This window comes from Agrobacterium genomosp. 2 str. CFBP 5494 (assembly GCF_900013495.1).
In the GTDB taxonomy this organism is placed as follows: Bacteria; Pseudomonadota; Alphaproteobacteria; order Rhizobiales; family Rhizobiaceae; genus Agrobacterium; species Agrobacterium pusense.
The window spans coordinates 1,344,595-1,365,919 of record NZ_LT009718.1 but is presented as its reverse complement, the minus strand read 5'-3'; the positions used below and the strand labels follow the sequence as shown (position 1 = coordinate 1,365,919).

Sequence of the window (21,325 nt, the reverse complement as noted above, 5' to 3'; positions counted from 1 at the left end):
CCGTCTTTTGCGGCTTTTTTGTCCTTCCGTCCGGCAGGTTTTCCCTGCGCTTTTGATGAGTTCACTATGCCACGAGGCTTTCAACGCTCGCTTAAAAGGCATGATTAATGTGCCGCAAACAAACTGCAAACGATTGGTAAAATTGGGTTTTTGTTAAATATCATTGCCTGCGGAAATTAAGGACTTTCCGGTGAATTTTACGAAAGCTTTACAATTGGATTTAAACCCTTCCTTCACCACGAAAAGAACCCCGATTTTCGAAACTGCTCTCCTTCGCCCTCCCCGCACACGCCAACGCTGCACCGGCACCGCAAATTTCTGTTTCCTTTTACGTGAACGTCAAATACTATCCGCCCTGCCCGTCACGAGGATAAAACGGGCACGGAAGAGCGCGGTGGGAGGAGCAATCGTTGCACCGCACGGCGGCCGCCGGCCAGAGATGGTGGAGGCATGCTGAAGGGAGTTTGATCTGCGCATCGCGTCTTTGGCCGCTACGGCCTGGGAAAAGCCTGCGCGAATTTCGGGAGGAATTTCATGAAGCTTATGATGACGATTGCAGCTGCCCTGTTGATGAGCGGCAATATTGCCTTTGCCGCCGAGGCGATCGAAGGCAACTGGAAGACGGCCAGCGGCGAAACCGCCGTGATCGGCCCCTGCGGCGGTGCTTTCTGCGTGACGCTGAAGACCGGCAAGCATGCCGGAAAACAGATCGGCAAGCTTTCGGGAAAGGGAAACAGCTACTCGGGTGAGATCACCGATCCCGCCAATGACAAGACCTATAGCGGCTCCGGCACCGTTTCGGGGAATTCGCTGAGCATGAAGGGTTGCGTGCTGAAGGTTCTGTGCAAATCGCAGACCTGGACACGGCTGTAATACAGGGAACGGCAGGCGGGCTTTTGTCCCCCAGCCTGCCGTCTCGCGACGCAGAGCGCGGTGGCTGCCAGGAATCGCGCGCAGGCTGCGAACAGACGTCGCATGGAAACCATATATCCGTTTATTATCGCTGCATCCGATGCCAATGAGAGCAACGATATGCGCCCCACCCTTTCGACAATTCTGATCGCGGGCACCTCGCATGTCGGCAAAAGCACGCTGGCCGGCCTGCTCAGCGAAAGGCTGCGCTGCGAGGCGATATCGACCGACAGTCTCGCCCGCCATCCGGGGAGGCCATGGCCGGGTATTCCGGTGCCGGTTGAGGAATATTACACACAGCTGTCGGCGGATACGATCCACTGGTTTCTCAAGGTCCATCACCAGAACATCTGGCCGCTGATCCGCGCGATGATTGACAGCAGATCCGGCACAGGGACTACGACGATCTTCGAGGGCGCCGCCCTGCGACCGGAGTTCATATCGCCTCTCCTCGACAGCACGGTGGCGGGCGTATTTCTTCATGCCGACAATGATTTTCTTCTCGAAAGAATGCGCTCTGAAGCACGCTACCAAGATGCAACGGCGAAGAGGCAGCGGATCATGGACGCCTTCATCGAACGCTCGCTACGTGAGAACACCGAGATGCTGGCATCCGCGCAGGAACACCGGGTGCCGATTGTCGACGTGACCCAAGGTGAAGAATTGGAGAAACTGCTAACCGATCTTGCGCCAGGCGCGGACATCCCCCTGTCCTGAAGCTGGGCATGCGCACCACTGCGGCATCAATCCGCCATGTCACCGCCCGTTAACATCCCTGAACACCATATGAACCGGGGCCTCAGGGTGCGTTCAGTCCGACTATGGCAAAACTCTGTCCATCAACTCCGATAAAGGGGAATGGACATGACAAAGCTGATCAGCCGACTGGCAATCTTCGCGTTTCTCATGGCGATCTTCGCCATGTCCTTCGCCTCGCTCGTCGTTAATCCGAACCGCAGTTTCCAGCGCGTGAATGCCGGTGCGGCAATCGCATGCCAGCACGGCCCGGCGCCCGCCGCCAATTGCCCCGTCGTATTGTGAGGACCGGCCAATGACCACCAGTTTTTCCAACGGCCTGTTCTCCGCACTGCGGCTGATGCTGATGGCCTCGATCTTTCTCGGCCCGGTGGCCGGACTTGCGGTTTACAAGGCCGATCCCCGCCCCGCCTCCAAAGGCGCCGGCTTCGTGCTGCTGATGAGCCTCCAGCGCGGCGCGCTCGGCTGAGTTTCTGCCGCGCCAGCATTGTCCGGCTGCATTTTCGCGTTTCTTTTCAGTTTCTTCGTATTTCTGTCGCTTGCCTGTCGAAATTGGCCTCTTATAATGGGCCATGACAATAGCAAAACCAACGATTCCGCCCCTCACCTTCATCAGTCCAGAGCCTTTCGCGCCGCAGACATTCACGGACCCGAAAGAAGCTGTTGCTGCTTTGAGCGCGCTCTACGAACGCAACACGGCGTTCCTGATCAATTCCTTCACAGACCTTGCCAAGGGCGCGCCGATTGCCGGGCGTTACCGCGCCTGCTACCCGCAGGTCAGCCTCGAGACCGCCACTTTCGGCCATGTCGATTCCCGCCTTTCCTATGGCCACGTGACCGCGCCCGGCGTCTATACGACAACCATCACACGGCCTGAGCTTTTCCGGCACTATCTCAAGGAACAGCTGGGGCTTCTTATGAAGAACCACGGCGTTCCGGTCACGGTGTCGGAATCGGCTACGCCCATTCCGCTGCATTTCGCTTTCGGCGAAGGCGCGTATGTAGAGGCGGCGGCGGCTTCGTCGCTGTCAGACGTGCCGCTGCGTGATCTCTTCGATACGCCCGATCTCAACAATACCGACGATCTCATCGCCAATGGCGAATATGATCAGGTGCCGGGCGAGCCGGCGCCGCTTGCGCCCTTTACGGCGCAGCGCATCGATTATTCGCTGGCGCGCCTCAGCCATTATACGGCGACGAGCGCCAGCCATTTCCAGAACTTCGTGCTGTTCACCAACTACCAGTTCTATATCGACGAATTCGCTGCCTGGGCGAGGCAGATGATGAAGAATGGCGGCGAGGGTTACACGGCCTTTGTGGAGCCGGGCAACATCATCACCCATGCGGGTTCAGATAAGCCCGAGACGGACGCGGTGCTGGCCCGACTGCCGCAGATGCCGGCCTATCACCTGAAGAAAAAAGGACATGCCGGCATTACGCTCGTCAATATCGGCGTCGGCCCCTCCAACGCCAAGACGATCACCGATCACATCGCCGTGCTGCGCCCGCATGCCTGGCTGATGGTCGGCCACTGCGCCGGCCTGCGCAACAGCCAGCGGTTGGGCGACTATGTTCTGGCCCACGCCTATGTGCGCGAGGACCACGTGCTTGACGACGACCTTCCGGTGTGGGTGCCTATCCCGGCGCTTGCCGAAGTGCAGCTGGCGCTGGAAGGTGCAGTCGCCGAAGTCACGGGTTACGAGGGCTTCGAACTGAAGCGCATCATGCGCACCGGCACCGTCGCTACCATCGACAACCGCAACTGGGAGCTCCGTGATCAGGCCGGTCCCGTCAAGCGCCTGTCGCAGTCCCGCGCCATCGCGCTTGACATGGAATCCGCCACCATAGCGGCCAACGGCTTCCGCTTCCGTGTGCCCTACGGCACTCTGCTGTGCGTTTCCGACAAGCCACTGCATGGCGAATTGAAGCTGCCAGGCATGGCGACGGAATTTTACCGCACCCAGGTCGCCCAGCATCTGCAGATCGGCATCCGCGCCGTGCAGAAGCTTGCCGCCATGCCGACGGAAACGCTGCACTCGCGCAAGCTCAGAAGCTTCTACGAGACGGCGTTCCAGTAAAAAGAGATATCGCAGAAGCATGCCTTGGTGTATGATTTTGAAAATCGATACACCAAGGATTATCCATGCGTACGAATATTGATCTTGATGACGCCTTGATCGCCGAAGCGATGGAAATTACCGGCCTTTCGACAAAAAAGGCGACGGTGGAGAAGGCGTTGCGCGATCTGGTGCGAATTCACCGCCAGATGCGTGCCCTCGATGCATTGGAGGGCACGGATTGGGAGGGCAATCTGGACGAGATGCGGACGGATTGGGACGCTGAAACGGATTGGGATGTGAAGAAGGGAAAATGATCGTAGCAGATAGCTCTGCCTGGATCTCATTCATTCGAAAAGACACGCCAGCTCTCTCCGCCAAGTTTCGCGCCTTAATGGCGCAGGGCGAAGTTCTGATCGGCGATATCATTCTTCTTGAGGTGCTTAGAGGCGCACGGGACGGTCATCATGCGCGGCATCTTGAACAAATGCTGGGAGAATTTCCCTGCGTCGCGATGATGTCTCCCCAACTCGCCATCAAGGCTGCCGCAAATTATCGCTTTCTACGCAATCACGGCTATACGATTAGAAAAAGCAACGACCTCATCATCGGCACCTACTGTATTGAGCATGGCCATAAGCTGCTGCAAAACGACCGAGACTTTCAGCCGATGGCCGATCATCTCGGTCTGCAACTGGCATGAGCCTCAAACCACCTTCACGGTCCCCTCCACCCGCACCGGAAAATTCACCGACCGCGCGATGAAGCACTTGTCGTGCGCGTCATGGTGCAGCGCATCCGCCCGGGCGGGATCGCCCTTCGAGATGGTAATGACCGGTTTCAGCACCACTTCGCTGAACTGCCCGGCGCCATCCTTTTCCATGACGAGCGTGCCTTCGGCATCGTCGACATAGTCTTCGACGATGATGCCGTTGACCGAGCAGAAATGCAGGTACCAGAGCTTGTGGCAGGCCGAGAGCGAAGCGACCAGCAGGTCTTCAGGGTTCCAGCGGGCGGGATCGCCACGGAAGGCCGGATCGGACGAGCCGGCTATATCAGCCTTTCCCTCGGTGGAAATCGTGTAGTCGCGTTCGTAGTCGCGATAGCCCGACGTGCCCTTGCCACGATTACCCGTCCACGTCACCTTCACGGCGTAATGGTGTTCCTGTCCTGCCATTTCAGTCCTCCCTTGGCATCTCTTTTCGCATTCTTTAACGGAAAACCGGTGTCCACTTTCCCTAGAATTGCTCGCGCGTATCACGCAGGTGGTCGAGCCCCTTGCGCAACGTCTCTATGATCTCATCCACTTCCGAACGGCTGACGGTCAGCGCCGGCGAAGCCAGCATTCGGTCGCCCGTTGCGCGCATGACGAGGCCGTTTGCAAGGCAATGATTGCGCACCGTTATACCAACATAGTCTGGCTTGCCGAAACGTCTGCGGGTCGCCTTGTCCACCGTGATCTGCAGTCCACCCATCAAGCCGACATTGACGGCTTCGCCCACCAGTTCGTGGTCCTCAAGGCTTTTCCAGCCCTCGGAAAAATAAGGGCCGATATCGTCGCGCACCCGCTCCACCAGCCCCTCCGCTTCGATGATGCGGAGATTTTCCAGCGCGGCGGCGGCGCAGACGGGATGTCCGGAATAGGTGAAGCCGTGGTTGAAATCACCGACCTCGGACAACATCACTTCTGCCACCCGATCCGACACGACCACGCCGCCAATCGGCAGATAACCCGAGGACAGGCCCTTGGCGATGGGGGCAAAGTCCGGCTCCACGCCGAAATACTGGTAGCCGAACCAGGAGCCCAGGCGACCGAAACCGCAGATCACCTCATCGGAGACGAGCAGAATATTGCGCGCCTTGCAGATACGGGCGATTTCCGGCCAGTAGGTCTCCGGCGGTACAATGACGCCACCGGCTCCCTGAATCGGTTCGGCCACGAAAGCAGCAACGTTTTCCTCGCCCAATTCGTCGATTTTCTCATTGAGTTCGCGAGCCACCTTCAGGCCGAATTCGGCCGGAGAAAGATCGCCACCCTCGGCATACCAATAGGGCTGGCCAATATGGGCGACGCCATCGATGGGCAGGCTGCCCTGCTCGTGCATCCACGTCATGCCACCCAGCGAGGCCCCGGCCACCGTCGAGCCGTGGTAGCCGTTGCGGCGGGCGATAACTTTCGTCTTCGCGGGATGGCCGAGGGCCTTCCAGTAGACCCGCGCCATGCGGAACCAGGTATCGGTGGCTTCCGAGCCGGAATTGGTGAAGAACACGTGGTTCATGCCAGGCCCGGCGTGAGAAGCGATCTTCTGCGCCAGCAGCGTCGCGGGCGGCGTGGTGGTGCCGAAAAACGCGTTGTAGTAGGGGAGCTCGTTCATCTGACGCCGTACCACATCGGCGATCTCGCGGCGTCCGTAACCGATATTCACACACCAGAGGCCGGCGAAGGCGTCGAGATATTTCCTGCCGGTGCTGTCGTAGATGAACACCCCTTCCGCGCGCTCGATGATGCGGGTGCCGGCGGCGTTGAGCTTGCCCATGTCTGAAAAGGGATGGAGATGATGGGCGGCATCGATGGCAGCAAGGTTGGAGAGGGGGTTGGAGATTTCATTCATGACAGATCGCACTCCCATAGAAGCGACAGCGCGCACGCCATCGCACCCGCCGACCATGGCCGGGCGGCTTCGATTTGGCAAGACTGGAGGTTTTCAGGGGCTAGGGAGGACACGGCATCGCCGCTTGTTTTTCTCCCCGCCGGCAGAAGAACAGGCGGCGATGGCCTAATTCACGGTCGGTTTGCGCTAAGAGAAGAACGCCCGCCCCACCAGCACCTTCAACTCTCCGGCGTGCACTTCCAGTGCCACGTCGCGTTCCATCGGCAGCAGCTCGCCATCGATGACGCAGCGGACATCATGGCGTTTCTTGGGAAAATGCAGCTCCACATCCGTCACGGTCATGGCTGTCACGGCGGCATTCTGCTTGAACTTGCCGCGCAGAATATCCAGGGCGAGTCTGGCGACACCGGACGGGCGTAACGGATCGGTGAGATAAAAACCCAGATGGCCGCCGGAGACGTTATCCGCCACCAGCAGCGAATTCTGACCGAATTCATTGTTGGAGACGGAAATGGCGGATACCTTTCGATGCTGCGTCCGGCCATCAACGGTGTATTCCACCTCGAAAACAGGCGGGTTGAGGATGACGCTGATGGCGGCACGGATGCTCGCCTTGATCTTGCCGAGACGGGAGGCAAAGGCGAGATTGTTTCGATAGCGCACCATGCGCGAATGCAGGCCCGCGGAAAACTGGTGGACAAAGAGGCGGCCATTGGCGCTGGCGATGTCGACACTGGCAATCTCGCCATTCGCCAGCGTCTCCAGCGCCTGACGAATGTCGAGCGGCAGCTTCAGCGAGCGGGCGAAGAGGTTCATGGTGCCGGCCGGCACGATGCCGAGCGCGATGCCCTGTTTCCAGGCAATGCCGGCAGCCGCCGAAATGGTGCCATCTCCGCCGCCGGCAATGATGCCTTCAATGCCCGGCTCCTCGGCGGCGCGTTCCATTTCCTCGACGACGTCCTTTCCGGAGACAAGACGGCAATCGATCACGTGTCCGGCGCGGGTGAAGACCTCGCGGGCATGATCACAATAGGCTTCCATGTCGGTGGTGCGAAATGTGCCGCCGTCACGATTGAAAATTGCAATGAGCTTCATGTTTCCAACCCGGTCCCGTAACATTCGCAGCCGCGCGTAAATGCCTGGCCTTATATAGAGTTCCGAACACCATCGCGTGAAGATCGTCTTTTGCCGAGAATCGCTCTACCGCAACGCATCATTTCATGTTAGAGGTCACTTAAGGTCATTTTCATGACCGCGCATCTCCAGTCAGGGCAGACCGCTCCCATACGGTCTTGCCCTTTTTTCTGTGGGCCCTTCCCGCTTTCAGGTTACGATGAGCCATTCGAACATCTCCGAAGCCCGCCCTGGCGGGGAGAATGAAACCGTTTACACGGCTGCGCCTGCCGTGGTCCTCTCCCCACTTGCCATTGCGCTTATAGAGCTGGCGCTGGCTGCCGGCGGTTTTGGCATCGGTACCGGCGAATTCGCCATCATGGGCCTTTTGCCCGACGTCGCCTCGACCTATGGCGTCACGGTGCCGGAAGCGGGTTATGTCATCACCGCCTATGCGCTGGGCGTCGTCATTGGCGCGCCGATCATCGCGGTTCTCGCCGCGCGCATCACGCGCCGCACATTGCTTCTCAGTCTGATGGGACTTTTTGCGGCTGGAAACATCCTGAGCGCCGTCGCGCCGGATTTTGTGAGCTTCACCATTCTGCGCTTCATCACCGGCCTGCCACATGGGGCCTATTTTGGCGTTGCGGCGCTCGTGGCGGCCTCGATGGCGCCAATCCACAAGCGCGCCCGCGCTGTTGGCCGCGTCATGCTCGGCCTCACCATCGCCACCCTGCTCGGCACTCCGCTCGCCACCTTCTTCGGCCAGCTGCTGTCCTGGCGCGCGGCTTTCATGCTTGTCGGCGGCATCGCACTTCTGACGGTGGCCCTGCTTTGGCTGTTCCAGCCGCGTGACAGGGTGGAAGAAGGCGCCAGCGTATGGCGCGAACTCGGCGCCTTCCGCCGCGTACAGGTATGGCTGACGCTCGCCATTGCCGCCGTCGGCTTTGGCGGCATGTTCTCGGTCTTCAGCTATATCGCGAAGACCACGACTGACGTGGCGATGATGCCGGTTTCCACGGTCTCCATGGTGCTGGCGCTGTTCGGCATCGGCATGAATGTCGGCAATGTCGTCGGCTCAAGGCTCGCCGATATCTCGCTCAACGGCACGATTGGCGGCATGCTCGCCTTCAACGTGGTGGTCATGGCTGTTTTCGGCACGACGGCGCAGGATCCCTTCATGCTCTGCCTTTGCGTCTTCCTGATCGGCTGCGGTTTTGCCGCCTGCCCGGCCGTACAGACGCGGCTGATGGATGTGGCGCAGGATGCGCAAACGCTGGCTGCCGCCTCGAACCATTCCGCCTTCAACATCGCCAATGCGCTTGGCGCCTGGCTCGGCGGCCTCGTCATAGCCATGGGCTTCGGTTACGCCTCGACGGGTTATGTGGGCGCCGTTCTTTCCCTTCTCGGGCTTGGCGTTTTTCTTGTTTCCGTCACCGTAGAGCGGCGTCAAAAGGCGGCTTGACCCGGCCCTTTCGAAGCTTACGGAAAATTCACAATCGGGCGCTTGACTCTTTCCGGTTTCAGGCGCAACACGGCCTTACGCGCATGCCTTGGGCACGGCGCGGATTTCAACGGAGCATCATTAGATGTCTAGCGACAGTAGCAGTCGATTGCCTTTGCCGAGACCGGCGAACGTGAACTGATCCGACCGCTGTCGGCTCACCACCGCGTTCGCCGTGATCGGCGAATCGACGGAAAGGTGAGCAATCATGAACTTCCACAACCTCTCCCAGAGGGCCAGCAAGGCCGCACGCCTTCTTCGTAGCGGAAATGCCGGCTCCACCACCATTGCCGAACGCGTCGAGCACCTCAACACGATGGATGTCGGCGCTGCCGCAGCCGCCCTTCTCGCCATGCCGCAGGCAAAGGCCGTCGCCATTCTCGACCGGCCGGAACTGCATGGTGCCGCCGCGATCATAGCCGATATTCCGGTCGAACAGGCCGCGCGCCTCGTCAACCTGATGTCGGACGACCGCGTGGCCGACGTCATGGCGGAAATGGCCGAAGAGCCGCGCGCCAAGCTGTTTGCCCGGCTGGACCGCACCACGGCGCTCTCCATCAAGCACCTGATGGGTTACCCGCCGCGCACGGCCGGCTCGATCATGACCACGGAATTCGTTAGCGTGCCGGACAATTGGACGGTGGAACAGACCCTTTCGCACATCCGCGTCGTCGAGCGCTCGCGTGAAACGGTCTATGCCATCTATGTGCTGGCCGAGGACGGGACGCTAACCACCGTCGTGACGCTGCGCCGCCTTTTGACCGGTGAAGCGGGCGCCTCCATTCTTTCGGTCGCATCCAAGGAAGGCATTGTCTGTGCGAGCCCCCTGATGTCACAGGAGGATGTCGCCCGGCTGATCCGCAAGCACGACCTTCTGGCGCTGCCCGTCGTGGATGACCGCTCGCATATTCTCGGCATCGTCACCGTTGACGACGTGATCGACACCATGATCGCCGATACCACGGAAGACGCCCACAAGTTCGGTGGTATGGAGGCGCTGGGCAAGCCCTACATGACGATCGGCTTTCCGGACATGATCCGCAAGCGCGCCGGCTGGCTCGCAGCACTGTTCCTCGGCGAAATGCTGACGGCCAGCGCCATGCAGCATTTCGAAGGCGAGCTGGAAAAGGCCGTGGTGCTGACGCTGTTCATACCGCTCATCATGTCTTCGGGCGGCAACTCCGGTTCGCAGGCCACCTCGCTCATCATCCGGGCGCTGGCGCTGGGCGAACTGAAGCTTTCCGACTGGTGGCGGGTGCTGCTTCGGGAAATCCCGACGGGCCTGACACTCGGCTGCATTCTGGGCGCCATCGGCTTTCTGCGGCTCACGGTCTGGCAGCAGGCTGGCTTCTACGACTACGGTGAGCACTGGCTGCTCGTTGGTGCCACGGTTTTTGCGGCCCTCGTCGGTATCGTCACTTTCGGTTCGCTCGCCGGCTCCATGCTGCCCTTCGTGCTGCAGCGTCTGCGGCTTGATCCCGCCAGCGCTTCGGCCCCCTTCGTCGCCACGCTGGTGGATGTCAGCGGGCTCGTCATCTATTTCTCGGTGGCGCTGGTGATCTTGAGCGGTACATTGCTCTAAACACAAAGGCCCGTTCGAAAGAGCGGGCCTTCTACATTTCGCGGCACGTCATAATCTCTCCTCCGTCATGCCGGACTTGATCCGGCATCCAGCCACGGCGCGTCTGCGCCGTGAGAAGAGTCTATTGCGATCAATGACTTGATCGCGCTGGACCCCGGATCTAGTCCGGGGTGACGGCGTGCGGATGATGCAACTCTGCCAAAAGCATGGTTCCTGGAAAGCCACTCACCCACCCGCGTTGATCACGCCCGTTCCCAGCAGCCCCAAAAGAATGAAGCCGATGACCACGCGGTACCAGACGAAGGGCATGTAGCTTTTGGTCGAAACCAGCTTCAGGAAAACGACGATAACGGCGTAACCGACGATGAAGGCGATCAGGGTCGCGAGGCCTGTCGGACCCCAGCCCACCGGATTGTCTTCGCCGATGCTTTTGAACAGCTGGTAGAAACCGGAGCCGAAGACGGCGGGCACGGCGAGCAGGAAGGAATAACGGGCCGCCGCCTCGCGGGTATAACCCAGAAGCAGGCCGGCGCTGATGGTGCCGCCGGAACGCGAAACGCCGGGGATGAGCGCCATGGCCTGCGCGAAACCGAAGAGGATACCATCACGCCAGATCAGCTGGTTGAGCTTGTAGCGCTTTTTCCCGATCCTGTCGGCGACGCCAAGAACGATACCGAACACGATCAGCATCACGGCAGTAATGTAGAGGTTTCGGAGCGAATGCTCGATGGCGTCCTTGAAGAGAAGGCCGAGCAGCACGATGGGCACGGAGCCGACGATGATCAGCCAGCCGAGACGTGCATCGGCCTTGTCATAGGGGCCGAGACGAAGGTTTTGCCGGAGCCAGGCGGCAGCGATCCGCATGATGTCGGACCAGAAATAGACCAGCACGGCCATTTCCGTGCCGATCTGGGTAATGGCGGTGAAGGCAGCGCCGGGGTCGGCGCCGGAGGGCAGGAACTCCCCGGCGATCCTCAGATGCGCGCTCGACGAAATTGGGAGAAACTCCGTAAGTCCTTGCAAAAGACCGAGAAATCCGGCCTCCATCCAACCCATGCTCATGTGCTTTGATGTCCCTGCTGCGAATCGAGATCGCAGCATTATGCATCAATCGGGGCAAATCCGTGTTGCATCGCACCATGAAAAATGATGTCCCGGCACGCGCTCTTACCCTTGATTTCTTTCAGGCCGCCTTCTCCGCCACCTGCGGAAGCTGCGTGTATTTCGCGCCGTTTTTGCAGACGACGTGCGCATCGCCCCAGCTTTTCAGCGCCGAAATCACCGGCCGCATCGTCTCGCCAAGCGGTGTCAACGCATAATCCACGCGCGGCGGCACGACGGGGAAAACGGTCCGCGAAATCAAACCCGCCTCCTCCAGTTCCCGCAGCTGCTTGGTCAGCATGCGCTGGGTGACACTTGGAATATGGCGGCGCAGTTCGTTGAAGCGCAGGGTCCCCTCATTGATGAGGTGATAGAGGATCACGCCTTTCCATTTGCCATCGAGAAAACTCAGGGCCGATTCCACCGGGCAGCCGGGAAAGTTGCCGGTGAGCTTGGCGCGCGGTCGCGACATCACAGTATCCTTTTTGTATGTATCATCACAAAATGTGCATTCTTGCGATCGTTGTTCATATGTATCAAGTAAGAGGCACGCAAACAAGCAAAGGAGACTTTTCATGCGCGCCATCGGTTACAGGACGAGCCAGCCCATCACCGCCAAGGATGCCCTCATCGACATCGATCTGCCCCAGCCGGAAGCGAAGGGACACGACATTCTGGTGGAGGTGAAAGCCGTTTCGGTAAATCCCGTCGATACCAAGGTACGTCGGAACCAGTCGCCGGAAAACGGCGAGGCCCGTGTGCTCGGCTTCGATGCAGCGGGTGTGGTGAAGGCCGTTGGCGACAAGGTTTCGCTGTTCAAACCGGGTGATGAGGTGTTTTACGCCGGCGTCATCAACCGTCCCGGCTCCAACAGCGAACTCCATCTGGTCGACGAGCGCATCGTCGGTGCCAAGCCAAAGTCCCTGAATTTCGAGGAAGCCGCCGCGCTGCCGCTGACCGCCATCACCGCGTATGAGACCCTATTCGACCGGTTGCGGGTGAATGAACCGGTTCCGGGTGCAGCCAGCGCCGTTCTCGTCATCGGCGGCGCGGGCGGCGTCGGTTCCATCGCCGTTCAGCTTCTGCGGGCGCTGACCGACCTCACCGTGATCGCGACTGCCTCGCGGCCGGAAACGATCGAATGGGTAAAGAAACTCGGCGCGCATCACGTTGTGGATCACAGCAAGCCCATCGCGCCGCAGGTGGAAGCGCTTGGCCTTGGTGCGCCGGGCTTCGTCTTCTCCACCACCCATAGCGACATCCACGCGGCCGACAGCGTGGCGACCATCGCACCGCAGGGCCGTTTCGCCCTGATCGACGATCCGGCTGGCGGTTTCGACATCATGGCGTTCAAGCGCAAATGCATATCCATCCATTGGGAAATGATGTTCGCCCGCGCCGTTTTCCAGACGCCTGACATGATCGAGCAGCACAAGCTGCTCAACCACGTGGCCGAGCTTGTCGATGCCGGCAAGATCAAGACGACGCTGACCGAGGTTTTCGGCACCATCAATGCCGCAAATCTTATCAAGGCGCATGCACTGATCGAGAGCAACAAGGCCAAGGGGAAGATCGTGCTTTCGGGCTTCTGATCGCCGATGAAGCGTTCGCATGGCGAACGCTTCCCTTCCGCTTACGGCGAGGTTCGGGCCGCGCGCAAAACCGCGCGGCCTTTTATCACTCGTCGTCGGGATCTTCCGGGCACGGCCAGGAGGCGGGCGCCGTCAGGCCATTCGGCAGTTTGGTCTTGGCGTCGCCGCAGGCGATGTCGATCTGTTTCTGGTCAAGGCCGGTGGCCGTGGAAAGATCGACCCCCTCGATCCGAGTCAGCAGCAGGAAGGCGCTGGTGAAATCGACCGGGCCACCCAGCTTCGCGCCACCGAACCGGGCCCGCGACAGGTTGGTGAGCGAGAATTTCGAGCCGTTCAGCGTTGCGCCCTCGAAATCGGCGCGGCCGAGTTCAGCCTTGGTGAAATCCGTGCCGTCCAGCTTGGTGTTTTCGAATTTGGTTCGCTGCATTTCGGCATTCACGAATTTCGCGTTGGTGGCGTCGGCGGCGGAAAAATCGCTTCGATAGGCTTCCACCTTCGTCAGATTGGCGCCCTGAAGGTTCGCCTCGCCAAGGGCAGCGCGGATGAGCTTGGCCTTCTCAAGGTTAGCGCCCTTCAGCGACGAACCGCGCAGATCCGTATAAGTGAAATCCGTACCGTAGAGCATCGCCGAGTCGAGATTGCTGCCGCCCAGCATCAGGAGGCGCTTGTTGCATTCGCGCCAGTCTATGCCGGCCATGGCATCGGAACGACAGCTCGCGGCAGCCACCGGATTGCCAGTGAAAGAAAAGGCAGCCATCGCAAGCGCCGCGACGCTGCCAGCCAAGCCTGTCTTCCGCACGATATTCAGCCTTTGAAAGCCGGACATTCCTTCACTCCCTGCCGTCTGGCGACGGCACCTAGGACCATATGCACGTTCAAGGCGTTATCGCATTCACTGCCCGCGATCCACAGGCCACATGATGCTACAACACCCCAACATCCTATATGTAAGAAATCGAAGAGCAATCCACAAATACTGACGGGAATGAGGGCAATGGCGCTGCTCTGGTGCCGTGGCAGACACAATGAACCAGGCGGACCGACGAGCTGCATGACCGCGACGAGCTTTCGCCGACGGAAACGGCGCTCCGCAGAGTATCCGTCCACCTATCGTAAAATCACCCGTTGCAGATGCTCGGGACAAGCCCGAGCATCATGAGGCAGGATCGCTTCACCGTCACATGTTGGCGTAAACCGGCCCCTCGCCGCCCTGCGGCGGCACCCAGTTGATGTTCTGGTTCGGATCCTTGATGTCGCAGGTCTTGCAGTGCACGCAGTTCTGGGCGTTGATGACGTAGACTTCCTGGCCGTCCTTCTCCACCCACTCATAAACGCCGGCTGGACAATAACGGGTGGAGGGACCGGCAAAGACGTCGTGTTCGGAGCGCTTCTGCAGCTCCATGTCCTTCACCTGAAGATGGACCGGCTGGTCCTCTTCATGGTTGGTGGACGACAGGAAGACGGAGGACAGGCGGTCGAAGGTCAGAACGCCATCCGGCTTCGGATAGGCGATCGGCTTGTGTTTGGAGGCGGGCTCCAGGCTCTGCGCATCCGTCTTGCCGTGCTTCAGCGTGCCGAAGAAAGAGAAACCGAACAGCTGGTTCGTCCACATGTCGAGACCGCCGAGGCCGACGCCGATGAGCGTGCCGAACTTCGACCAGAGCGGCTTGACGTTGCGGACCCGCTTCAGGTCCTTGCCGATATCGCCTTCACGCCATTCGGCCTCGATCTCGGTAACCTCGTCATGGGCGCGGCCGGCGGAAATCGCCGCGGCGATCTTTTCCGCCGCGAGCATGCCCGAGAGAACCGCATTATGGCTTCCCTTGATGCGTGGCACGTTGACGAAGCCGGCGGAACAGCCGATCAGCGCGCCGCCCGGGAAGGTGAGCTTCGGCACTGACTGGTAACCACCTTCCGTGATGGCGCGCGCGCCATAGGAAATGCGCTTGCCGCCCTCGAACGTATCGCGGATCGCCGGATGCGTCTTGAACCGCTGGAATTCCTCGAAGGGATAGAGATAGGGGTTCTTGTAATTGAGATGCACCACGAAACCGACGGCGACGAGGTTATCTTCCAGATGATACAGGAAAGAACCACCGCCGGTCTTGAAACCCAGCGGCCAGCCGAAGGAGTGCTGCACGAGGCCCTGCTTGTGCTTCTCCGGCTTGACCTGCCAGAGCTCCTTGATGCCTATGCCGAATTTCTGCGGCTCGCGATCTTTGGACAGGTCGAATCTGGAAATCAGCTGCTTGGCGAGCGATCCGCGCACGCCCTCGCCGATCAACACGTATTTGCCGTGCAGTTCCATGCCGCGGGTGAAGTTCGGGCCCGGCTCGCCATTCTTCTCGATGCCCATATCGCCGGTGGCAACGCCGATGACAGCGCCGTCGTCGTTATAAAGCACTTCCGTGGCGGCAAAGCCAGGATAGATCTCGACGCCGAGCCCTTCCGCCTTTTCCGCCAGCCAGCGACAGACGAGGCCAAGCGAGACGATGTAATTGCCATGATTGTTCATCAATGGCGGCATCATGGCGTTCGGCAGGCGGATGGAGCCCGCCGGCCCCAGGAACAGGAACTGGTCGTCCTTGACCTCGGTCTTGAAGGGATGCCCCTCCTCGTCGCGCCATCCCGGCAGCAGCCTGTCGATGCCGATGGGGTCGACCACGGCGCCGGAGAGGATGTGGGCACCGACTTCCGCGCCCTTTTCCAGCACGACGACCGAGAGCTCCGGCTCCACCTGCTTCAGTCGGATTGCGGCGGCAAGACCGGCCGGACCTGCACCGACGATCACAACGTCGAATTCCATCGCTTCGCGTTCGGGCAGTTCCATCGCTTCCGTCATTTCCATCCTCTCAGATCGCCGGTCCCATCCGGCTGTTGTTATCGTCTTTTCCACACCTGCGACGCACCGCCTGCGCCGGACAAAAAGTCCATCCGCGACACCGTATCCATCAGCATCCGTCTTTGCAAAGCGGCACGCCTTTGTCGAGCTTCTATAGCGGCAAAACATGTCGCACGCCAGTCAATTGTCAGACAACCTGATGATTGTTTATTACTTTTACGTTCACGTAATAATGAGGATATGATCGACGGGGGAATGCGTCAAGGGTTGCGGGCATTGGGCAGGCATAGCCAACCTATAATCAGGCGGCCAAAAGCGATTGATGGGCGGGCCGATCGCATGACAAGGGAGATCGGGACCGCATCTGCGTCAATATGGCCGGTGTCGGACGCAGCGGTTTTGAGCTAATATTCCCAAGAAATATATCGTCACGTCATAGTTGGAAATCCGAAATGTGGGACTTCTTCCCTATCGTCTTCTTGCCGTTCAAAATTCTCGTATTGGGAACGGGCATGTTCTTCGCCATCAAATGGCATCATGATCAGGCGAAGAAGGAAAACGAAACCAAGGGACCGTGAGCGCCGCCAGTTTTAAAGGCGCGGGGCACTTGGCCCACTCCCGGGGACGAAGCAGACCTTGCTTTCCACACCCCGCTCAAACAGCCCATTCTTCATCCGTCGTGAACACGATCGTCAGCCAACGGTCACTCCCCTCGCCGCCTATCGCTTCGCCGATCTCGTCGCGGATCGCATCCCATTCCTCAAGGCGCCGCGGCGGCCAGTTTCTGGGAACGATAAAGAAGAGTTCGATCTGGCGGCCGCGGCCAACCCGGGCCACATAGGAGTAATGCGAGGAAAAGCCGAACTTCGCCACGACCTCCCCCGCCACCTTGTCGACATGCTGTTTGAACTCCAGCGGGGTGACAAGAAGTATGTCGGCCAGCGCCTGTTTCACATTGCCGAGCGGCATGGGAATGATGACGAGGCAGACCAGCGCCAGCACGGCCGGGTCGACATAGGGCGACAGCCATGCCTTCGACGTTCCCGTCAGCCCGTAACCGATGGCGAAAGCGATGAACAGCGCCACGCTCAGCAGCGCGCTCATCAGCCAGCTTTTGGCGTCCAGCGCCACGAAGGCGGATTTCAGCCGTTGGTTCTGCCGTTTGACAAACCATGCCATGGCGAGCGAGACGGCGAAGCTGACGAAGGTGACGATGATGGCGTAATCGAACTCGATCGACCGGCCGCCATCCATCAGGCTGTCGATGGCATTGATGAGCGCGTAAATCGCCGCCCCCATCAGAAGCGTGCCGTTGAGGCCGAGCACCATTGGCTCCAGATGCCAGAAGCCCATGGTGAAGCGCTCCACCAGCCGGCCGCCCGGCCTGGGTGCCGCGGCGGCGGCGATCAGCCGCGCCACGAGCAATGCGAGCACCGTCATGAAAGCATCCGTCAGGGCGTAGACACCGTCGAAGACGACCGCGAAGGAGCCGGAAAACAGGCCCGCCCCGATGCCGAACAACGCCAGCAGAACCGTGACGGCAATCGAGAATTTCAGCAAAGATTGTTCTGTCATGACACTTGTTCGACCTTCAAAACCGGGCCCGCCTTCACAGGGGGATTTTGCTTTTCCTCGAATCGAGAAAACGCCTAACTCTTTGTTTCGGCGCATTTCCAGACGGAAAACCGGGGTCCACTTTTCCTGGAAATGCTCTATAAACACCACATACAGCACTCACAAGACAGGACAAAACCCATGGATTTCGGCATTTCCGGCAAACGCGCCCTCGTTCTCGCCTCTTCACGCGGCCTTGGGCTTGGCATTGCGACGGCGCTGGCAAAGGAGGGTGCAAATGTCCTTCTCGTCGGCAGGAGCGGCGAAAAGCTGGAAGCGAACTGCAAGGCCATCAACGCCCTTGGCAAAGGCAAGGCCGACTGGGTTTGGGGTGATCTTGCCGACGACAATTTTGTCGAGGCCATGGTTCAGGCCGTCAGGGAAAAGCTCGGCGGCATCGACATTCTCGTCAACAATACCGGCGGCCCGACGCCGGGCCTCGCTCAGGAGATGACGGCGGAGAAGCTGGATACGTTCTTCCAGTCGATGGTGCTACGGGTCATCACGCTGACCAATGCGCTTCTGCCCGGCATGAAGGAGCAGGGTTTCGGCCGCATCCTCACCGTCGCCTCGTCAGGCGTATTCGAGCCGATTGCCAATCTCGCCCTTTCCAACACGTTGCGCGGCGCGCTTGTGGGCTGGAGCAAGACGCTGTCCTCCGAAGTGGCCGGTTTCGGCATTACCTCAAACCTGCTTCTGCCCGGCCGCATCCACACCGACCGCATCGATGAGCTCGATGGCGCCAATGCAAAGCGTCTTGGCAAGAGCATCGAGGAAATCCGCGAGGCCTCGGTCAAGAGCATTCCCGCAGGCCGCCTCGGCACGGTGGAGGAGTTCGCTGCCGCCGGCGCTTTCCTCTGCTCGGTGCCCGCAAGCTACATCACCGGCACGATGCTCAGGGTAGATGGCGGCGCGGCAAAGTCGAACTGACGACTGGGTGCTGTCACGACGCCGTTCCGTAAATCACGTAGCGGTTCCGCCCGGTATTCTTGGCTTCATAAAGCGCGGTATCGGCGTGGCGCAAAACGTCGCTTGTACTCTCGCCGGGATTGGCAAAGGCGATCCCGGCGGAGCAGCTGTAGCGAAACTCGGGCATGTCGCGCAGAGGGGCTGCATCGGCCAGTGACGACAGGAGCTGCCGCATCAGGCTTTCGGCGCCGTGCATGCGCGAGCCACTGAGCACCAGCAAAAACTCCTCCCCGCCAATCCTGCCGAGAAGGTCGTCACGCCCGGCAGCGGCGGACAGTCGTCCTGCGAAATCCTTCAGCACGAGATCGCCGTAGGCATGGCCGAAGCGATCGTTGACGCTCTTGAAGTGGTCGATATCCATGATGATGACGGCGAGCGCCTGCGCCTTGTTGGGCCCAAGCAGGTGGTTGAGCGCATCCATGGCGTAACGCCTGTTTCCGAGCCCGGTCAGCTCGTCGCTCAGGGCGGATTTCAGCGCCCTGTCCCGCTCCTGGCGCAGATCGCGCAATTCGATGCCAAGTTCGGAAACATCGGTGACCACGCATAGCATCCAGCCGCCCGGCAGCGTGGTCTCGGTCGTCAGTATCCAGCGCCCGTCATTGAGACTGGTCTCAATGGTCCGGAACGGCAGCTTGCCGCGCCTCGTCTTGGCCGAGCGCAGCCAGAGTTCGAAATCCGATGTCTCGATGGCCGTACCGGTCGCGTTGCGAAAACCACTGCGCATCAGTTCCACCCAGCTCGGAAAATCGCGCTGTCCGATACCGAGCGCGGCGCGGAAGGCACTGTTGGCGAACCGCAACTCATCGCTGCCATCAAACAAAGCGTATCCCTGCTGCGATGCTTCCAGGAGGGCCATAAGCTGCCGGAAGAAAACGCCCATATCGCCGTGAACGACACCGGCATCGTCCGGCGCTGCATCCTCCACTGCATGCTGGCTGATTTTGTGGGGCATATAATTTCCAAAACTAAAAACGACCGAAAACCAAATACAGCATGTCCATATGGACATTCCGAAATTTAATAAATATTTACGCTCGATAGCAAAATGGATACATCTTCAATCCGGTTACTTCGACAAAGCTGACTTTAACAGAATTCCCTTAAAGCCGTCGCCTAGAACTACACAGCTCTTTCTTAAAGGAATTGTAATCCCGTTTACCATGCGTTGCCAGGATTGCCGCAACTTTGCGACTGGCGCGCGGGCACGGGCGTTCGACCGAAAAAAGACCCACGGCGCTTGCCATTCCGCCCGCCCTGTGCAATCAACCGCCCTCCTCTGACATCGGGGTGCCAAGAGCATCCCTTATTTTCACGCCGGGCCATCCAAGGCCGGGCGGGTTCTTCTATCGACACAAGGAATATGGCGATGACGCAAAAGCGGGCTCTCGGCCTCGATTTCGGCACGACAAATACGGTCATGGCTCTTTCCGACAATGGCGGCGCAAGCCATTCCATGCGCTTTACCAGCAGCGCCGGCACGGATGACAGCATGCGCACGGCCCTCTCCTTCATGAAGGACGCCGGCCTCGGCGCGGCCGCCCTGCATGTGGAGGCGGGCCACGCCGCTATCCGCCAGTTCATCGACAATGCCGGCGACTGCCGTTTCCTGCAATCGATCAAGACGTTTGCGGCGTCACCGCTGTTTCAGGGCACGTTGATCTTCGCCAAGCGGCAGAGCTTCGAGGATTTGATGGAAGTGTTCCTGCGCAAGCTGAAGACCTATGCCGGGACGGAATGGCCCGATGATGTATCGACTGTCATTGCCGGCCGGCCGGTGCGTTTTGCCGGCAGCAATCCGGACGAGACGCTGGCGCTTGCCCGATACAACGAGGCGCTGAGCCGGGCCGGTTTCCCCGAAATACACTATGTCTATGAGCCGGTGGCGGCCGCTTATTATTTCGCGCAAAGCCTGAAGAAGGACGCCAACGTGCTGGTGGCGGATTTCGGCGGCGGCACCACCGACTATTCGCTCATCCGTTTCGAAACCCATGCCGGCAAGCTTTCCGCCACCCCCATCGGCCATTCCGGCGTCGGTGTTGCGGGCGATCATTTCGACTTCCGCATGATCGACAATCTGGTGTCGCCGGAGATCGGCAAGGGCAGCAAGTTCAAGAGTTTCGACAAGGTGCTGGATGTGCCCTCCGGCTATTACGTGAATTTCGGCCGCTGGAACCAGCTGTCGATCTTCAAGACCTCGAAGGAATTCACCGATCTGAAGTCGCTGGTGCGCTCGGCGCTGGAGCCGGAAAAGCTGGAAATGTTCATCGACCTCGTTGAGCATGATGAGGGCTACCCGCTCTATCAGGCTATTTCCGCCACCAAGATGGCGCTCTCCTCGGCGGAAGAAGCGGAGTTCAACTTTGCGCCGCTCGGCAAGGCCGGACGCAAGATGGTGAAGCGCAGCGATTTCAACAGCTGGATCGCCGAGGACCTTGCCAAGATAGAAGAAGCGCTCGACGAGGTTCTGGAAAAGACGCAGGTTGCGCCAGATGCGATCGACAAGGTGTTCCTGACCGGCGGAACCTCCTTCGTGCCGGCGGTGCGGGAGCTTTTCACCCGCCGTTTCGACGCCGACCGCATCGAAAGCGGCGGCGAGCTGCTTTCGATTGCCCATGGTCTGGCCATGATCGGCGAAAGCGGCGATATTCAGCGCTGGACAGTGTGATTTGCG

The 21,325-nt window shown here is 59.8% G+C and carries 22 protein-coding genes; 13 read left to right on the top strand and 9 right to left on the bottom strand.

What is annotated here, in order from left to right:
* The first annotated feature begins 534 nt into the window (after nucleotides 1–534).
* The 7 genes from AGR2A_RS06570 to vapC all read left to right on the top strand — a co-directional run bounded on the left by AGR2A_RS06570 (nucleotide 535) and on the right by vapC (nucleotide 4,428).
* Nucleotides 535–873: a DUF2147 domain-containing protein gene (locus tag AGR2A_RS06570; RefSeq protein ID WP_004440872.1), complete on the top strand. Its 339-nt coding sequence runs from the start codon at nucleotides 535–537 to the stop codon at nucleotides 871–873.
* A 159-nt stretch (nucleotides 874–1,032) separates the two neighbouring features.
* Nucleotides 1,033–1,629 carry an AAA family ATPase gene (locus AGR2A_RS06565; protein WP_072494893.1) on the top strand — a complete coding sequence of 199 codons (597 nt, stop codon included), beginning with the start codon at nucleotides 1,033–1,035 and terminating at the stop codon, nucleotides 1,627–1,629.
* 141 nt (nucleotides 1,630–1,770) lie between these two features.
* Nucleotides 1,771–1,953, top strand: a complete 183-nt coding sequence (locus tag AGR2A_RS29495; RefSeq protein ID WP_035210174.1) for a hypothetical protein — start codon at nucleotides 1,771–1,773, stop codon at nucleotides 1,951–1,953.
* A 10-nt stretch (nucleotides 1,954–1,963) separates the two neighbouring features.
* Entirely contained in the window at nucleotides 1,964–2,137 is a 174-nt protein-coding gene (locus AGR2A_RS29490; RefSeq protein WP_004440867.1) for a hypothetical protein, read from the top strand.
* A gap of 103 nt (nucleotides 2,138–2,240) precedes the next feature.
* The gene (amn, locus tag AGR2A_RS06555) at nucleotides 2,241–3,746 is read left to right on the top strand and encodes an AMP nucleosidase (RefSeq protein WP_004440865.1); all 1,506 of its coding nucleotides are present in this window, start codon (nucleotides 2,241–2,243) and stop codon (nucleotides 3,744–3,746) included.
* A gap of 65 nt (nucleotides 3,747–3,811) precedes the next feature.
* Complete coding sequence (locus AGR2A_RS06550) at nucleotides 3,812–4,042, top strand: type II toxin-antitoxin system VapB family antitoxin (RefSeq protein ID WP_006699381.1); 231 nt, start codon at nucleotides 3,812–3,814, stop codon at nucleotides 4,040–4,042.
* Entirely contained in the window at nucleotides 4,039–4,428 is a 390-nt protein-coding gene (gene vapC / locus AGR2A_RS06545; RefSeq protein WP_072494219.1) for a type II toxin-antitoxin system VapC family toxin, read from the top strand. Before AGR2A_RS06550 ends, vapC begins: the two co-directional genes overlap by 4 nt.
* A 3-nt stretch (nucleotides 4,429–4,431) precedes the next feature.
* Here the strand turns inward: vapC and AGR2A_RS06540 are convergent, their stop codons facing one another.
* From AGR2A_RS06540 to AGR2A_RS06530, 3 genes are all read right to left on the bottom strand, one after another.
* The gene (locus AGR2A_RS06540) at nucleotides 4,432–4,902 is read right to left on the bottom strand and encodes an OsmC family protein (RefSeq protein ID WP_004440860.1); all 471 of its coding nucleotides are present in this window, start codon (nucleotides 4,900–4,902) and stop codon (nucleotides 4,432–4,434) included.
* Nucleotides 4,903–4,963: 61 nt separating this feature from the next.
* Entirely contained in the window at nucleotides 4,964–6,337 is a 1,374-nt protein-coding gene (locus AGR2A_RS06535) for an aspartate aminotransferase family protein (RefSeq protein WP_072494892.1), read from the bottom strand.
* Between the two features lie 186 nt (nucleotides 6,338–6,523).
* Entirely contained in the window at nucleotides 6,524–7,432 is a 909-nt protein-coding gene (locus tag AGR2A_RS06530) for a diacylglycerol/lipid kinase family protein (protein ID WP_072494218.1), read from the bottom strand.
* 238 nt (nucleotides 7,433–7,670) lie between these two features.
* Here AGR2A_RS06530 and AGR2A_RS06525 point away from each other — a divergent pair, with 238 nt between their 5' ends.
* Together AGR2A_RS06525 and mgtE are read left to right on the top strand one after the other, a co-directional pair.
* On the top strand, nucleotides 7,671–8,915 hold the full coding sequence (locus AGR2A_RS06525; protein WP_072494217.1) for an MFS transporter: 1,245 nt from the start codon (nucleotides 7,671–7,673) through the stop codon (nucleotides 8,913–8,915).
* A 247-nt stretch (nucleotides 8,916–9,162) separates the two neighbouring features.
* A complete protein-coding gene (gene mgtE, locus AGR2A_RS06520; protein ID WP_006699376.1) occupies nucleotides 9,163–10,536 on the top strand; it encodes a magnesium transporter in 1,374 nt (457 codons plus the stop codon).
* Nucleotides 10,537–10,761: 225 nt separating this feature from the next.
* Here mgtE and AGR2A_RS06515 read toward each other — a convergent pair whose 3' ends face one another.
* A complete protein-coding gene (locus tag AGR2A_RS06515) occupies nucleotides 10,762–11,598 on the bottom strand; it encodes an undecaprenyl-diphosphate phosphatase (RefSeq protein ID WP_042936481.1) in 837 nt (278 codons plus the stop codon).
* A gap of 121 nt (nucleotides 11,599–11,719) precedes the next feature.
* The gene (locus AGR2A_RS06510) at nucleotides 11,720–12,109 is read right to left on the bottom strand and encodes a winged helix-turn-helix transcriptional regulator (protein WP_004440851.1); all 390 of its coding nucleotides are present in this window, start codon (nucleotides 12,107–12,109) and stop codon (nucleotides 11,720–11,722) included.
* A 103-nt stretch (nucleotides 12,110–12,212) separates the two neighbouring features.
* Between AGR2A_RS06510 and AGR2A_RS06505 the strand changes: the two genes are divergently transcribed.
* A complete protein-coding gene (locus AGR2A_RS06505) occupies nucleotides 12,213–13,229 on the top strand; it encodes a zinc-binding alcohol dehydrogenase family protein (protein WP_072494215.1) in 1,017 nt (338 codons plus the stop codon).
* 85 nt (nucleotides 13,230–13,314) lie between these two features.
* On the opposite strand, the gene AGR2A_RS06500 is transcribed toward AGR2A_RS06505, so the two are convergent.
* Together AGR2A_RS06500 and AGR2A_RS06495 are read right to left on the bottom strand one after the other, a co-directional pair.
* On the bottom strand, nucleotides 13,315–14,055 hold the full coding sequence (locus tag AGR2A_RS06500; protein ID WP_004440847.1) for a pentapeptide repeat-containing protein: 741 nt from the start codon (nucleotides 14,053–14,055) through the stop codon (nucleotides 13,315–13,317).
* Nucleotides 14,056–14,406: 351 nt separating this feature from the next.
* Entirely contained in the window at nucleotides 14,407–16,071 is a 1,665-nt protein-coding gene (locus AGR2A_RS06495) for an electron transfer flavoprotein-ubiquinone oxidoreductase (protein WP_004440845.1), read from the bottom strand.
* 452 nt (nucleotides 16,072–16,523) lie between these two features.
* On the opposite strand from AGR2A_RS06495, the gene AGR2A_RS29985 reads away from it, so the two are divergent.
* Nucleotides 16,524–16,649, top strand: a complete 126-nt coding sequence (locus tag AGR2A_RS29985; protein ID WP_004440843.1) for a hypothetical protein — start codon at nucleotides 16,524–16,526, stop codon at nucleotides 16,647–16,649.
* A 76-nt stretch (nucleotides 16,650–16,725) separates the two neighbouring features.
* Here AGR2A_RS29985 and AGR2A_RS06485 read toward each other — a convergent pair whose 3' ends face one another.
* Nucleotides 16,726–17,646 carry a cation diffusion facilitator family transporter gene (locus AGR2A_RS06485; RefSeq protein WP_072494214.1) on the bottom strand — a complete coding sequence of 307 codons (921 nt, stop codon included), beginning with the start codon at nucleotides 17,644–17,646 and terminating at the stop codon, nucleotides 16,726–16,728.
* A gap of 180 nt (nucleotides 17,647–17,826) precedes the next feature.
* On the opposite strand from AGR2A_RS06485, the gene AGR2A_RS06480 reads away from it, so the two are divergent.
* Entirely contained in the window at nucleotides 17,827–18,615 is a 789-nt protein-coding gene (locus AGR2A_RS06480; RefSeq protein ID WP_004440837.1) for an SDR family oxidoreductase, read from the top strand.
* Nucleotides 18,616–18,628: 13 nt separating this feature from the next.
* Here the strand turns inward: AGR2A_RS06480 and AGR2A_RS06475 are convergent, their stop codons facing one another.
* A complete protein-coding gene (locus tag AGR2A_RS06475; RefSeq protein WP_072494213.1) occupies nucleotides 18,629–19,606 on the bottom strand; it encodes a sensor domain-containing diguanylate cyclase in 978 nt (325 codons plus the stop codon).
* 414 nt (nucleotides 19,607–20,020) lie between these two features.
* Here AGR2A_RS06475 and AGR2A_RS06470 point away from each other — a divergent pair, with 414 nt between their 5' ends.
* Nucleotides 20,021–21,319 (top strand): Hsp70 family protein, encoded by a 1,299-nt coding sequence (locus tag AGR2A_RS06470; RefSeq protein WP_006699368.1) that lies wholly within the window; start codon nucleotides 20,021–20,023, stop codon nucleotides 21,317–21,319.
* Nucleotides 21,320–21,325: the final 6 nt, after the last annotated feature.

What these genes read in the sequence shown, in the direction of transcription:
- AGR2A_RS06570 (WP_004440872.1), top strand. Translation starts at nt 535, where the DNA reads ATGAAGCTTATGATGACGATTGCAGCTGCCCTGTTGATGAGCGGCAAT.
- AGR2A_RS06565 (WP_072494893.1), top strand. Translation starts at nt 1,033, where the DNA reads ATGCGCCCCACCCTTTCGACAATTCTGATCGCGGGCACCTCGCATGTC.
- AGR2A_RS29495 (WP_035210174.1), top strand. Translation starts at nt 1,771, where the DNA reads ATGGACATGACAAAGCTGATCAGCCGACTGGCAATCTTCGCGTTTCTC.
- AGR2A_RS29490 (WP_004440867.1), top strand. Translation starts at nt 1,964, where the DNA reads ATGACCACCAGTTTTTCCAACGGCCTGTTCTCCGCACTGCGGCTGATG.
- amn (WP_004440865.1), top strand. Translation starts at nt 2,241, where the DNA reads ATGACAATAGCAAAACCAACGATTCCGCCCCTCACCTTCATCAGTCCA.
- AGR2A_RS06550 (WP_006699381.1), top strand. Translation starts at nt 3,812, where the DNA reads ATGCGTACGAATATTGATCTTGATGACGCCTTGATCGCCGAAGCGATG.
- vapC (WP_072494219.1), top strand. Translation starts at nt 4,039, where the DNA reads ATGATCGTAGCAGATAGCTCTGCCTGGATCTCATTCATTCGAAAAGAC.
- AGR2A_RS06540 (WP_004440860.1), bottom strand. Translation starts at nt 4,902, where the DNA reads ATGGCAGGACAGGAACACCATTACGCCGTGAAGGTGACGTGGACGGGT.
- AGR2A_RS06535 (WP_072494892.1), bottom strand. Translation starts at nt 6,337, where the DNA reads ATGAATGAAATCTCCAACCCCCTCTCCAACCTTGCTGCCATCGATGCC.
- AGR2A_RS06530 (WP_072494218.1), bottom strand. Translation starts at nt 7,432, where the DNA reads ATGAAGCTCATTGCAATTTTCAATCGTGACGGCGGCACATTTCGCACC.
- AGR2A_RS06525 (WP_072494217.1), top strand. Translation starts at nt 7,671, where the DNA reads ATGAGCCATTCGAACATCTCCGAAGCCCGCCCTGGCGGGGAGAATGAA.
- mgtE (WP_006699376.1), top strand. Translation starts at nt 9,163, where the DNA reads ATGAACTTCCACAACCTCTCCCAGAGGGCCAGCAAGGCCGCACGCCTT.
- AGR2A_RS06515 (WP_042936481.1), bottom strand. Translation starts at nt 11,598, where the DNA reads ATGAGCATGGGTTGGATGGAGGCCGGATTTCTCGGTCTTTTGCAAGGA.
- AGR2A_RS06510 (WP_004440851.1), bottom strand. Translation starts at nt 12,109, where the DNA reads ATGTCGCGACCGCGCGCCAAGCTCACCGGCAACTTTCCCGGCTGCCCG.
- AGR2A_RS06505 (WP_072494215.1), top strand. Translation starts at nt 12,213, where the DNA reads ATGCGCGCCATCGGTTACAGGACGAGCCAGCCCATCACCGCCAAGGAT.
- AGR2A_RS06500 (WP_004440847.1), bottom strand. Translation starts at nt 14,055, where the DNA reads ATGTCCGGCTTTCAAAGGCTGAATATCGTGCGGAAGACAGGCTTGGCT.
- AGR2A_RS06495 (WP_004440845.1), bottom strand. Translation starts at nt 16,071, where the DNA reads ATGACGGAAGCGATGGAACTGCCCGAACGCGAAGCGATGGAATTCGAC.
- AGR2A_RS29985 (WP_004440843.1), top strand. Translation starts at nt 16,524, where the DNA reads ATGTGGGACTTCTTCCCTATCGTCTTCTTGCCGTTCAAAATTCTCGTA.
- AGR2A_RS06485 (WP_072494214.1), bottom strand. Translation starts at nt 17,646, where the DNA reads ATGACAGAACAATCTTTGCTGAAATTCTCGATTGCCGTCACGGTTCTG.
- AGR2A_RS06480 (WP_004440837.1), top strand. Translation starts at nt 17,827, where the DNA reads ATGGATTTCGGCATTTCCGGCAAACGCGCCCTCGTTCTCGCCTCTTCA.
- AGR2A_RS06475 (WP_072494213.1), bottom strand. Translation starts at nt 19,606, where the DNA reads ATGCCCCACAAAATCAGCCAGCATGCAGTGGAGGATGCAGCGCCGGAC.
- AGR2A_RS06470 (WP_006699368.1), top strand. Translation starts at nt 20,021, where the DNA reads ATGACGCAAAAGCGGGCTCTCGGCCTCGATTTCGGCACGACAAATACG.